This is a genomic window from Veillonella orientalis (assembly GCF_018406505.1).
Lineage (GTDB): Bacteria > Bacillota > Negativicutes > Veillonellales > Veillonellaceae > Veillonella > Veillonella nakazawae.
The window spans coordinates 244394-258375 of sequence record NZ_AP022322.1; the positions used below are offsets into that span (position 1 = coordinate 244394).

Genomic DNA, 13982 nt, shown 5'->3' on the forward strand with positions numbered 1-13982 from the left:
CTAGTGAACATCGAGAAAAAAGGATTATTATTCTTATCCTATGGTAGCCCTTCAAGTAAGGATGATTTAGTGCCATACATGACGAGTATTCGTCATGGTCGCGTGCCGACCGATTCTGAAGTTGCAAATCTTACCCATCGTTATGATGTCATTGGTCAGTGGTCCAACGTAGAATTACAAACGATGGCAGAACGTCAATATAATAGACTGCTTACTTTGTTACCATCCATACCATCGGCCATTGGATATCTTCATATGAAGCCGTCCATTGCTGATGCGGTAGATGCATTAGTCAAACAAGGTGTAGAGCATATTATCGCTATCGTCACGTCCCCATTCTTTACGTCTCTTGGTACAGGGGCCTATGAGAAGCAAGTACAAGCTGCAATTGGTAACCATCAGGGTGTAACCTTTGATGTGATTCGCTCCTGGTGGGATCAACCATCATTCATGGAATATTGGGTAAAAGCCGTTTCGGATTGTATCAATGCTACTAACGATGTATTTGTAATTTTTAGTGCTCATAGTATACCGCTTATTAATAGCCATAATGGAGATTCTTATGCGTTAGCCTTAGAGGAAAGTGCCCGAGAAATCGCAGAACGTTGTGGTTTATCTAATTGGTCTGTGGCTTGGCAGAGCGCGGCCCCACATGGTCAATGGTTAGGTCCTACCGTAGAAGAGGCCATCAATCAAGCTCTACGTAATGGTGCGATACATATCGCCTTTGTACCATTTGGCTTTGTCAGCAATCATGTAGAGGTGTTGTACGATAATGATGTGGAGTGTAAAGAACTCGTTGATGCGGGCGGCGCTGTATATATGCGTGCACAGATGCCGAATTGTAATGAAACATTCTTACAAGCTATGGCGAGTGCAATATTAGAAAGGATTCATTCGTGAATGTAACAATTGTGGGCGGTGGCCTAACAGGATTGACAGCGGCTTATTATTTAGGTCATGCAAAGCCGGACTGGAACATTACTCTTTACGAACAAGCACCACGGTTTGGTGGGAAAATACAAACACAACGGGTTGATGATTTCGTAGTGGAATTAGGCCCCGACTCGTATTTAGGTCGTAAAACAGAAATGACGGACCTAATCTATGATCTTGGCTTAGGCGATACCCTTGTATCGAATGAAACAGGGCAAGCCTTTGTGTATGACAAGGGTTCAATCCATCCTATTCCAGGGGGCTCCATTATGGGAATTCCAACGGAAATGATGCCCTTTGTGAAAGCAACGCTCATTTCGTGGCCTGGGAAATTACGCGCTGGTTTAGATTACTTTAAAAAGCCCTACCAACTTGATAAAAATGGTGACGTATCCATTGGTCATTTCTTTAAATACCATTTGGGACAAGAAATGATGGATAAGCTCATCGAACCATTATTAGCAGGTATCTATGGTGGCGATATCTATAAAATTAGCCTATTGTCTACGTTCCCTCATTTTATTCAAGTAGAACAAAAATATGGGAACATGGTAAAAGGTATGATGGCTGCTAAGATGGGACACTCCAAAGCGGGGGTTACCAAAGCGGCTAAAGGTGCTGTTGCTGAAGGTGACGTACCGCGTGCAGGTAAAGGGACTATGACAGACCGTCAATTTGAAAGTCATGAAGCGAAGTCCGCTAAGGCACAAGCGGATATGGCAAGTCGCAAAGGCACTGCTGCTCAATCTGGTATGTTCCGTCAATTGACAGGTGGCCTTGAAAGTGTTATTACGGCCATCGTTAAAACCATGCCTAGCAATGTAACACTACATACCAGTGCATTAGTCTCTGATATTCGTTATACTGATGGTCAATATGCATTAGACGTCGTAAAACAAGATTCCGAGGACTGTAACTGTAACGGTCAATTAGCAAGTCGTGAAAATTCTGATGCAGAAACAAGCCATAACACTAGCGTTACTAGTGATGAAGTCACTGGTAATGCAGATCAAGTCATTATCTGTACACCGCCGGCAACGTATAACCAATGGTTCAAAGATGATGCTGGTTTTGATTTCTTGCGTTCCATGGAACAGTCTAGTTGCGCTATTGCCATTATGGCCTTTGATAAAAGTAACTTCGATGGTGAATTAAAAGGCTCTGGCCTGTTGATTACACGCAATACAGATACACCTCTTACGGCATGTACAATCCTTAATCAAAAGTGGCCTCAAACAACGCCTGACGATAAAATCGTATTGCGCGTCTTTATCGGTAAACCTGGCAATGATGTAGTAGAACATCTCAATGATGAGGAACTTTCAGAATTAGCGGTAAAGGAAATACAACGTATTATGAGTTTCTCTACGCAACCTGAATGGGTTCGTATTAACCGTCTCATTCATTGTATGCCGCAATATAATGTGGGCCATCGTGCAGGTATTAAAGCTGTACGTGAACATGTGGCGAAACACTATCCAAATTTACATCTCATTGGTACACCATTTGATGGCATCGGTATTCCTGATGGTGTAAAACAGGCGAAAGAATTAGTACAGTCTATTGTGGATAGTAATGAAAATTGATATTAATAAATAATTATAAGAAAAGACTCCATGTGCTATAATAGTATATGGAGTCTTTTCGATTCTTATAGTAATAGAAATATATCATTTTAATATAATCACCATAGATAGGAGTGATCATAATGGGGAAAGCAATCCCTACAGTAGAAGGTTGGCATAGCCAACACATGGTATTTGCCATGGACTTTAGCGCATGGAACTGCTTTACAGCTGAAGAAAAAGCAGAAGCGCGCAACGAATTAAAAGCATTTTTAGCGGATCTTGAAGCCAAACATCAAGCTAAAGAAGGTAGCTATGCATTCTATGATTGCAATGGCGCAAAAGGGGATTTAATCCTATGGATCCTTGGTCCATCCCTTGAATACTTGGCACAAGTAGAACGCAAATTCCGTCGCCTCGCTATTGCAAGTGTATTGGTTCAAACATATTCCTATACATCTGTAACAGAAGTAAGTGCTTACGTTAAAGCTAAACTCGATACAGAAGAAGTTAATCAAAAACTGTACCCTCATGTACCTCGCGATAAATACATCTGCTTCTATAACATGAGCAAAAAACGTGAAGGCGATGATAACTGGTTCATGCTACCACCTCAAGAACGTGGTATGTTAATGAAATCTCACGGCGAACTTGGTAAAACATACTTAGACGTTTTATCTGAATTCACTACAGGTGGCTGTGGACTAGACGACTGGGAATGGGGTATTACCATCTTCAGTAACGACGACATTCAATTCAAAAAAATCGTATACGATATGCGCTTTGAAGTAGCCAGTGCAAAATACGGCATCTTCAGCGACTTCTACGTTGGTACCATCATCGACGATGCACTACTAGAAGAAATCTTTGGATAATAAAAGGGACTGCCTAGCAGTCCCTTTATTCGAATTTGACGATATATGTCTTAAACTCTATAATATAAATAGATAGTCAGACGAGTAGGAACGTCAGGCGCATCTCAAAAACTAATTATCTAGGAAATGGCCTTTCTGTTTATCTAATTACGCATGGTAACGGAGGGCTATTTGCTTTTTGTGAGGCAAATAAGCGCTATAAGTGCACCAAAGGAAATGACTAACGTCATTATTCCAATGATAACTGTAATAAGTTCAAAGTCACTCATAAGCTCACCCCCTTCTATAACGAAGAGAGGCCCAACCTCGCTGACTACCTTAAGAATATTATAAGCTGAACAAATATACGATACAATAAGTAACTATTTATTGATATATATGAATTAAATGATAAAAAAGGGACTGCCTAGCAGTCCCTTTTCTTCCCTCGAAATGAAGGCTATAATTTTGAACAGAAAATTTGTTAACGTCTTGTACTGCGTAAAATATAATTCACTATGTTTGAGTAGCTTATCCATAACTATATTTTCATAAAAGAAAACCCCGCATCAATCCGACTTACGAGGTCAAGGCCCTAGGCCGCAGACCTGATAAGTATGGAGGAGAGATACGGGGTTTCTTTTATCACTTAGTTAAGAAAAGTGAATTATATTTTGTTGTACGGTCCAGTGAACGTAAATTTTCTGTTCCAGAAAATTATACGTTCATATTTGCTGCCTTACGTACGTAGAACCAGTAGCATACTGCTACAGTTACGATGTTGAAGGCTAACAATACTGCGAAGGCTGGATAGATATTACCGAATGTGGAATATGTAAAGCCGAAGATTTTAGGTGTAATGAATGCACCGTATGCAGCTACGGCAGCTACGAAGCCTGTGATTAAAGAGGAAAGCAATGGATTGCCAAATACGTGAGGAATCATACGGAATGTAGCACCAGTTGCGAAGCCACAGCATACGAATGTCAATACGGACATAGCAAAGAAGAATGGGAAGTTGTGCATATCTACGCCAACAGCAATCAATGCAGTTGTAGCACATAAACCGAGAAGGCTCACAAAGGTAACTTTTGTACCGCTGTTGATTTTATCGGCTAACCAACCACCTACAGGACGAAGCGCACCTGCTACAAGTGGGCCTACGAATGCGATAGAAGCAAATGGAATTTCAGGGAATTCTTTACCTACTAAAAGACCAAGTGCAGCTGCATAACCAGAGAAGGCACCGAAGGAACAAGTATATAACAATGTAAGTGCCCAAGTGTGTTTGTTACCAAAGATTTGTACAAGGTTTTTAGGATTTGGTTTTTCTAATGGCAAGTTATCCATGAATCGTGTCATAAGTGCAAGGATAACAACGAGTGGTACGATCCACATGAAAGCAGCATTGGCAAGGTAAACTGCATTGCCTTTGATGATAGCTGGTGTTACACCAAATACGCTACCTAATGCAGCGGAACCCATAGCGAATGGAGCTAAGAAGTAGATTACGGAGATACCAAGGTTACCAACGCCGCCGTTGATACCAAGAGCTGTACCTTTTTCAGATTTAGGGAAGAAGTTGCCAATGTACGCCATGGAGGACGAGAAGTTGGCGCCCGCTAAACCGATAAGGGCAGTTAAAATCATGAATGTCGTATAAGAAGTTGTTGTATCTTGAACAGCAAAGCCAAGCCATACAACAGGAACTAATAAAATAAGTGTGGAAATAAATGTCCAGTTCTTACCACCGATTAAGGCTGGCATGTAGGTATATACGAAACGTAATGTAGCACCTACAAGACCTGGTAATGCGGCTAATGTAAATAATTGATCTGTTGTAAAGTTAAAGCCAGCGCCATTTAGTTGTGCTGCAATGGTTGCCCATAAATACCATACACAGAATGAAAGGGTTAATGCAATTGTGGATATAACCAAGTTTTGTTTAGCAATTTTTTTACCAAACTTTTCCCAAAATTCTGGATTATCTGGTTGCCAATTAGCCACAATTTCGCTACGGCTTGCCCCTACTTGAGGCATTTTTAGTTCGCTCATTTTGAACTTCTCCTTACTGAAAAACTATACATGCAATGAAGACATGGAAGATACAATTATCAGTCAATGTATATGAATATTGCAATTTATAGAATTTCTATAGAAAATATTCGAATTACTTAGAGAACTGAGTTATAATTATTGTATCAACAAAATTTGCAATGTCTTATATCACAAATATATTATATATTGTAAAATTTTTTGTGAATGTGACATAAAACACACATATTCTGAAATTAATAAGTTATAATAATCTTATATATACAAAAAAGTATATAATACATGTGCTTTTACTATAAATAGATTAGTATAACTAATGGATTTTATTTTAAAAGTACAATGGAGTGGTGAAGGTATGGATAAAAATTTAATTAACCAATTACTTGCTTTGCCGGGCGAGGAACTCCATCTTAAAAAAGGTGATTTTCTCTTCCATGAGGGGGACAAGGCAGAACACTTTTACGTAGTGTTAAAAGGTAGAATGAGCATTAAGAAATTCGAATCTAGTGGGCACATTTTTGCGTTGCGTCTAGTAGGTCCGAATAATGTAATTGGTGAGGTTCCGTTGTATGAGGAGAACACAAGAACGTATGTGTTCAACGCCATCGCTCGGGAGGATTGCTCTGTTTATTCCATTCGCTATGATGTGTTAGAGCCAGCTATTGCAAAAGATCATTCATTGGCTATTGCGATGATGCAAATCTACACATTACATATGCGTCGTCAACAGGCAAAATACCGAGACTTGCTACTATATGGCAAGAAGGGAGCATTTTATTCTACCTTGTTGCGCTTAGCCAATAGTTATGGTGTAGAGCGCGAGGATGGTATCTTTATCGATATCGCCCTAACAAATCAAGAGTTGGCTGAATTTGCTGCCACATCAAGAGAAAGTTTAAATCGCATGCTAAGTGAGTTGCGTAAGTTGGGCTATGTAGCCTATGACAAACACCATCTAGTAATCTGTGATTTTGATGCTTTAATCGGATTGCTTGATTTAGAGGTTGATAATATAGACCCTAATATTAGTAATATCGAATAACAGTATTTTCTCCTTTGTGTTAGCTCAGCTAGCACAAAGGATTTTTTTGTAGTTTTGAAGGAGGACACGAGATGAGCTTGTTGTCTCAAAAGTTTAAGTTTCTTCGCAAGAAGAACGTATCTCCAAGCGGCCATCAAATAACTGAAGATGGCGGTCGAGAGTGGGAAAATTTTTATCGTGACCGTTGGTCTTACGATAAAGTTGTCCGCACAACGCATGGCGTAAACTGTACTGGTTCTTGTAGCTGGAATATCTACGTTAAGAATGGTGTTGTAGCGTGGGAAAATCAGGCTACTGATTACCCTGAAACACCAGATGATATGCCGGATTACGAACCACGTGGGTGCCCTCGTGGTGCAACATTCTCTTGGTATCTCTATAGCCCATTGCGCGTAAAATATCCATATGTGCGCGGCGAATTGGCTGAGCTTTGGAGAGAAGCTAAAAAGCATGCTAAGAACCCGATCGAAGCTTGGAAATCTATCGTAGAAGATCCTGAAAAAGCGAAAAAATACAAATCTGCCCGTGGTATGGGTGGCTTTGTGCGCTCCACATGGGATGAAGCGACAGAAATTACTGCTGCATCCTTATTATATACTGCAAAAACATACGGCCCTGACCGCAACGCAGGCTTCTCTGTAATTCCAGCGATGTCCATGTTGTCCTATGCAGCAGGTGCACGTTTCCTTAACTTAATGGGTGGTTCACCATTGTCCTTCTATGACTGGTATGCCGATTTACCACCTTCTAGCCCTCAAGTTTGGGGTGAACAAACTGATACTCCTGAATCTGGTGACTGGTACAATGCTGGTTACATCATGACTTGGGGTTCTAACGTACCATTGACTCGTACGCCAGACGCTCACTTCTTAACAGAGGTTCGTTACAAAGGTACTAAAGTAGTATCCGTATCCCCTGACTATGCAGAATCTACAACTTCTTCTGATGCTTGGCTCAATGTAAAAGCCGGTACTGATGCGGCTCTTGCTATGGCAATGGGCCACGTAATCTTAAAAGAATACTACATCGATAAAGAGACTCCATACTTCAAAGAGTATGCTAAAGAGTTCACAGATATGCCATTCCTTGTACGCGTTGAAGAAATCAACGGCACTGTACAACCAGGCCGCTTCTTGAATGCTAAGGATTTGGGTCGCCAAGAGGAAGGCGCTAACTTCCAAATGGTATTAATCGATGATACAACTAATGAAATCGTTGTTCCTAATGGTACAATGGGCGAACGTCACACAAATCCACAAAAATGGAACTTACGCCTTGAAAACCGCGATACAGGGGCTAAAATCGACCCTCGCTTATCCGTGTTTGAGCAACGTGAAGATGTGACTGTTGTTAAGTTGCCATACTTTGGCGATGAAGAGCACGAAGGCGTAATTGAACGTGCTATTCCAACTATTACAGTACAAACTGTAGATGGTCCTGTAAAAGTAACTACCGTATATGACCTTATTCTTGCTAACTATGGTATCGATCGTGGTATCGGCGGTGAAGTGGCTAAATCTTACACTGATGACACTCCTTACACACCTACATGGCAAGAAAAAATCACTGGCGTAAAAGCTGATATCGCTATTGCTACAGCTCGTGAATTTGCAGATAATGCAGAAAAAACTAAAGGTCGCTCCATGATCATCATGGGTGGTGGTATCAACCACTGGTACCATGCGGATGTGATTTACCGTACAATCTTGAACCTTATCATGTTCTGTGGTACAGAAGGTGTTAATGGTGGTGGCTGGGCTCACTACGTAGGTCAAGAAAAACTTCGTCCTATTGAAGGCTGGGGCGGTATCATGACGGCTAACGACTGGAGTAAAGCTCCTCGTTTGCAAAATGGTACATCCTGGTTCTACTTTGCTACAGAGCAATACCGTTCTGATTGCATCGACTTGGCAGACCGCGTATCTAAATTAGCTAAGCCTCGTTATCGTCACCCTGGCGATTACAACGTATTAGCGGCTCGTTTAGGTTGGTTGCCATCTTACCCTACTTTCAATAAAGGCAGCCAAGAATTGATTAACGATGCTCGTGCAGCAGGTGCTGGTACAGAAGCAGAAATCAATCAATATGTGGCGCAAGCATTGAAAAACAAAGAATTACAATTCTGCGTAGAAGATCCAGCGGCTAAAGAAAACCACCCACGCAACTTGTTTGTATGGCGTGCAAACCTTATCGGTTCTTCCTCTAAAGGCCATGAATATTTCTTAAAACATTTACTTGGTACAAAACATGGTGTTCTTGAAGATGATGATGCACCAGTAAAACCAGAAGAAATCAAATGGCGCGAAGCAGATGAAGCTGGTAAGCTTGACCTCTTAATCGATATCGACTTCCGTATGGCTTCTACAGGCTTATACTCTGATATCGTATTCCCAGCTGCTACATGGTATGAAAAAGAAGACTTGTCTTCTACAGACATGCATCCATATGTACACGTATTCCAAGCAGCTGTTGATTGCGCATGGGAAACTAAATCTGACTGGGATACATTCCGTACCCTTGCAGAAACAGTATCTCGCGTAGCGAAAGAGTCTGGCTTCACAGAATATGAAGATATCGTAGCATTACCTCTTGGTCATGACAGCCCAGGTGAAGTAGCTCAGCCAGAAGGTAAGGTTCTCGATTGGAGCAAAGGCGAATGTGAACCAATTCCTGGTAAAACAATGCCTAACCTCGTTCATGTAAAACGCAACTATAGCCAAATCTTTGAAAAATTCATTGCTTTGGGACCTAACATCGAAAACAAAATGGGTGCTCATGGCTTGGCTTGGGATGTATCTGATGAATATCAAACATTGTACGCACAAAATGGTACAATCGATAATCCAGAATTCATTTCTCATGGCCGTCCAAGCATTTACGAATGTAAAGAAGCTTGTAATGCTGTATTGACATTGTCTTCTTGTACAAATGGTAAATTGGCTGTTCGTTCTTGGAAGGCAATGGAAGAAAAAACTGGTCTTTCTGATCTTGAAAAGAATGCAAAAGGTCGTGAACAAGAAAAAATTACCTTTGATGACATGGTTCGCCAACCACGCTTCATTATTAGCTCTGTAACAAGTACTGGTAAAAACGATAAAAACCGTCGTTATTCCCCATTCACAACATCTACAGAAGATAAAGTACCATTCCGTACCGTAACAGGTCGTCAATCCTTCTATTGCGATCATGAAATGATGCGCGATTACGGTGAAGCTATGGCGTTGTACAAACCTGTATTGTCCTACAAACCAGTACAAGGTGACTACAAACAAGAAGGTATTCCAGAAATTACATTGAAATACTTAACACCACATAATAAGTGGTCTACTCATAGTATGTACTTCGATAGCCAACAAATGTTGACATTGTTCCGTGGTGGTCAAACTATTTGGCTCAACGAAGATGATGCAGCAGAAATTGGCGTTAAAGATAATGACTGGGTAGAAGCTTTCAATAAAAATGGTGTAGTTGCAGCTCGTGCAGTTGTATCTCCACGTATTCCTCGTGGCATTTCCTATATGCATCACTCTCAAGATCGTCACATCAACGTTCCTGGTACGCAAGTTAAGAAAGACCGTCGCGGTGGTACACACAACGCACCAACTCATATTCACATGAAACCGACACACATGATTGGCGGTTATGGTCAATTGAGCTATGGCTTTAACTACTATGGCCCAACTGGTAACCAACGTGATATGACAATTGTGGCTCGTAAGTTGAAGGAGGTGGATTGGCTTGAAGATTAAAGCTCAAGTATCCATGGTCCTAAATTTGGATAAGTGTTTAGGCTGTCATACATGCTCTATCACTTGTAAAAATACATGGACGAACCGCGAAGGCGCGGAATATATGTACTTTAATAACGTGGAAACTCGCCCAGGTGTAGGCTATCCACGTAATTGGGAAGACCAAGAAAAATGGAAGGGCGGCTGGACGCTAGATAACTCTGGTAAATTAGCTCTTTCTACAGGTTCTAAAACAAATCGTTTGATGAAATTATTCTTCCATCCTGAACAACCAGAGTTGAAGGATTATTTCGAACCTTGGACTTACGACTATGAAACATTGATTCATGGCGGTCGTAAAAATAACCAACCAGTTGCTCGTCCTCGTTCTCTTGTAACGAAACAAAAAATGGAAGTTACTTGGGGTCCTAACTGGGATGATGATTTAGCAGGTGGTCAACATGCTCGCTCTGATGTGAACTTAACTAAGATGGGCCAAGATATCGTGTTTGACTACGAAGAAGTATTCATGCGTTATTTGCCTCGTCTTTGTAACCACTGCTTGAACCCTGCATGTGTAGCTGCATGTCCATCTGGCGCGATTTATAAACGCGACGAAGATGGTGTGGTTCTCGTATCTCAAGATGTATGCCGCGGTTGGAGACATTGCGTTCCATCTTGTCCATACAAAAAAATCTTCTATAACTGGGAAACTAATAAAGCTGAAAAATGCGTATTCTGTTACCCACGCTTAGAAAATGGGTTGCCTCAAATATGTGCTGAAACTTGTGTAGGTCGTATGCGCTATGTTGGCGTTGTATTCTACGACATGGACAAAGTTGAAGAAATGGCAGCTACAAAAAATGAACAAGATATTTACGAAAATACATTAGATTTGATTTTGGACCCTCATGATCCAGAGGTTATCAAAGCAGCTCGTGCAGAAGGCATCTCTGAAGCATGGATTAAAGCAGCTCAAAAATCTCCTGTATACAAACTTGTAAAAGAGTGGGGCGTGGCATTGCCATTGCATCCTGAGTATCGCACATTGCCAATGGTTTGGTATGTACCACCACTCAGCCCAATCTTGCAACGTGTAACATCTGATGTATACTTGCCAGATGCACATGAAATGCGCGTACCTGTACAATACCTTGCTAACTTGTTTACAGCAGGTAATACAGAAATTTTAGCTCGTACATTGCAACGTGTTCTCGACATGCGTGAATACATGCGCCGTCGTGAAACAGGTGACGGTCCTATTGAACATAAAGTTGATTTAACAGAGGATCAAATGTACGGTATGTACAAATTGTTGGCATTGTCCAAATACAATGATCGCTTTGTTATTCCATCTGACGTAAAAGTATCTCGCGAAGGTCGCCTAGAAATGCAACATAATCGCGGTTTTGCTTGCCCTACAGGGGGATGTCAATAATGAAGGATGCTCAGAAAATCGCTCTTATTGCGTCATTTCTTCTACGCTATCCTGATGAACAATGGTATAACGAACTACCTGAATGGAGAGAGGACGCCCAATCTGTTGGGCATCCTCAACTTCGCCAAGGTTTATTAGAATTCTTCGACTATGTAGAGGAATCCGATAAAAAAGAATTTGAAGACCAATATGTTCGTACCTTTGATTTTAGTCAAAATACAACTATGTATTTGTCGACTTATGAATTACAAGGTACTGGGGAACAAGCAGAAGAACTCGTTAAATTTAAAGCTTTCTTCCTAGAAAACGACTATGATTTGCCAAAAGAAATGCCAGACTATGTTCCAGCACTTCTTGAATTATGTGCCGTTATCGATGATGAAAAAGCAAAAGAAATTTACGACTATTGTAAGCCAAAATTGGAATACATTAGAGAACGCTTCATTGAGGCTAAATTGCCTTATGCATTCTTGTTTGATATTATCTTGTCTGTTGCAAATGGATTGGAGGACGGTGCACGATGAATCTATTCCTTTGGGGCGCTTTGCCTTACATCGCTTTCACCTTCTTAATCGTAGGTACTTTGGTTCGTTTCTTCTACTTTGAAAGAAACTGGACTACAAAATCGAGTGAATTTTTAGAGAAAAAACAATTGCGCATTGCCAATCCATTGTTCCACTTTGGCTTGCTTTGCGTTATCGGTGGTCACGTAGTAGGTGTGTTAATCCCTAAAACTTGGACTGCTGCTATTGGTATTAATGACCATATGTACCATCAAGGTGCGTTATATATGGGTGCTGTAGCGGGGCTTATCTTTATCGTAGGCTTCTTGCTCTTGATGAAACGCCGCTTCACAGTAGCTGAGTTAAAAGTTAACACATCTCGCCTTGATAAATGGTTATACTTGTTCTTAACATTAGCCATTTTCAGTGGTATGGCTGGAACATTGCTTAATGCATCTGGTTTCTTTGATTACCGCGTATCCATCGGTCCTTGGTTCCGCAGCCTATTAGCGTTTATGCCGGATCCATCCTTGATGGAAGGTGTACCATTTATGTTTAAATTCCACATGTTCGCGTGGATGGCAGTGGCAATCATCTTCCCATTCAGCCGTTTGGTACACTGTTTGAGTGCTCCACTCAACTACTTAACACGTCCGTTCATCGTTTATCGTAAACGAGATGAAAAATAATTAGGATGATGATTGATTTGTACGTCCTTTATAATATGACAAATTAATCTTAGCCCCTTGTATTGATATTAGTTTATGCTAATCAATACAAGGGGCTTTTATTTGCTAATTTTGGTTAGCGTAGTTTATATACTATAATATTATTTCTGATTGAAATACCTATTTTTACAAAATACTTTGCAATTGTTTATATAGTTAGAATAAAAGACTAAATTAGAATTATTCTTATAATGAATGCTACCTATCTAATAAAAGTAGTCTACAAATTTCGATTTAAATGATAAAATATATTAAGTAAATTTGGCGTTTCAGGAATTATGTTAGAGAGGTTTAAGATGAATCAAGTGGAAACGAAACAGTATAAGAGTATTTACCATATCTTTATATGGATTGCAGTATTTTCTTTAATTATGATCGGTTTGTTGGAATGGGGGTACATTGAGAGTGGTCGTGCCTTTGGTAACTATAAAGTATATACAGGCCTTGTACCTTGGTGCGCGTGGATTGTGATGACTTATTTGGCAACGCGCCCTAAATGGTTTACTAGTCGTTATAACTTAGGTGAAATGTTCAAGATTCACCGTGCATTAGGTATTGCTTCTGTAGCTGTTATTGCGTTCCATTTATATCTCTATTTTGGTAAAGCTGCTAAATCCGTTCTCGGTTGGTGGGGTGGCTATGTAGCCCTTACTTCCTTCAGTATTGGTACAATCTCGGGCCTTGCATTTTTAACTCCAAAACTTAGAAAAGTAACTGCATCTAGCCGTAATATTGGTATTTGGCTTCACCGCTTAAATCTTGTAGCATTAGTTGCTGCAGATATTCATATCCATGGCTTTACGCGAATTTCCAAAATGGTACCATTCCTTCAAGTGTTTGATATCATTACATATGGTCTTGTGATTTATTGCATCTACTTGATGTTTAAAAAGAAATAATATGAATTGCTAAAGTCCCTTCTGTATAGTACAGAAGGGACTTTTTTAGTTATATTTTTATTTTCCAAGAAATAAAATATTCTATATTATCAGTTTGATGCATAATTGATTGTGAGATTGATATACATTCTCTCTTTACTGACCTAATGAAAATTGCTATTATCTGTATGTTAAATATGATAATGATAATTATAGTCATAGTTATAAAATTTCATTATCTTTTAATTTTTTATT

The 13982-nt window shown here is 40.1% G+C and carries 10 protein-coding genes; 9 read left to right on the forward strand and 1 reads right to left on the reverse strand.

The genetic code is table 11. The features are described 5' to 3' along the window. The first annotated feature begins 3 nt into the window (after positions 1 to 3). From hemH to hemQ, 3 genes are all read left to right on the forward strand, one after another. Complete coding sequence (gene hemH / locus VEIS1202513_RS01010) at positions 4 to 903, forward strand: ferrochelatase (RefSeq protein ID WP_213467592.1); 900 nt, start codon at positions 4 to 6, stop codon at positions 901 to 903. Then, positions 900 to 2522, forward strand: a complete 1623-nt coding sequence (gene hemG / locus VEIS1202513_RS01015) for a protoporphyrinogen oxidase (RefSeq protein WP_213467593.1) — start codon at positions 900 to 902, stop codon at positions 2520 to 2522. The genes hemH and hemG overlap by 4 nt, the downstream gene beginning before the upstream one ends. A gap of 122 nt (positions 2523 to 2644) precedes the next feature. Then, positions 2645 to 3376 (forward strand): hydrogen peroxide-dependent heme synthase, encoded by a 732-nt coding sequence (gene hemQ, locus VEIS1202513_RS01020; RefSeq protein ID WP_060923924.1) that lies wholly within the window; start codon positions 2645 to 2647, stop codon positions 3374 to 3376. Positions 3377 to 4072: 696 nt separating this feature from the next. Here the strand turns inward: hemQ and VEIS1202513_RS01025 are convergent. Beyond that, positions 4073 to 5410 carry an MFS transporter gene (locus VEIS1202513_RS01025; protein ID WP_213467594.1) on the reverse strand — a complete coding sequence of 446 codons (1338 nt, stop codon included), beginning with the start codon at positions 5408 to 5410 and terminating at the stop codon, positions 4073 to 4075. Positions 5411 to 5765: 355 nt separating this feature from the next. Between VEIS1202513_RS01025 and VEIS1202513_RS01030 the strand changes: the two genes are divergently transcribed. The 6 genes from VEIS1202513_RS01030 (at position 5766) to VEIS1202513_RS01055 (ending at position 13748) form a co-directional block, all read left to right on the forward strand. Next, positions 5766 to 6452 carry a Crp/Fnr family transcriptional regulator gene (locus VEIS1202513_RS01030; RefSeq protein WP_105086443.1) on the forward strand — a complete coding sequence of 229 codons (687 nt, stop codon included), beginning with the start codon at positions 5766 to 5768 and terminating at the stop codon, positions 6450 to 6452. Positions 6453 to 6523: 71 nt separating this feature from the next. Beyond that, a complete protein-coding gene (locus tag VEIS1202513_RS01035) occupies positions 6524 to 10201 on the forward strand; it encodes a nitrate reductase subunit alpha (protein ID WP_213467595.1) in 3678 nt (1225 codons plus the stop codon). Further along, positions 10191 to 11618 (forward strand): nitrate reductase subunit beta, encoded by a 1428-nt coding sequence (gene narH / locus VEIS1202513_RS01040; protein ID WP_105086438.1) that lies wholly within the window; start codon positions 10191 to 10193, stop codon positions 11616 to 11618. Before VEIS1202513_RS01035 ends, narH begins: the two co-directional genes overlap by 11 nt. Further along, entirely contained in the window at positions 11618 to 12142 is a 525-nt protein-coding gene (gene narJ, locus VEIS1202513_RS01045; RefSeq protein WP_054748527.1) for a nitrate reductase molybdenum cofactor assembly chaperone, read from the forward strand. Before narH ends, narJ begins: the two co-directional genes overlap by 1 nt. Then, a complete protein-coding gene (gene narI / locus VEIS1202513_RS01050) occupies positions 12139 to 12810 on the forward strand; it encodes a respiratory nitrate reductase subunit gamma (RefSeq protein ID WP_213467596.1) in 672 nt (223 codons plus the stop codon). Before narJ ends, narI begins: the two co-directional genes overlap by 4 nt. 335 nt (positions 12811 to 13145) lie before the next feature. After that, positions 13146 to 13748 carry a ferric reductase-like transmembrane domain-containing protein gene (locus VEIS1202513_RS01055; RefSeq protein ID WP_213467597.1) on the forward strand — a complete coding sequence of 201 codons (603 nt, stop codon included), beginning with the start codon at positions 13146 to 13148 and terminating at the stop codon, positions 13746 to 13748. The last annotated feature ends 234 nt before the right edge of the window (positions 13749 to 13982 follow it).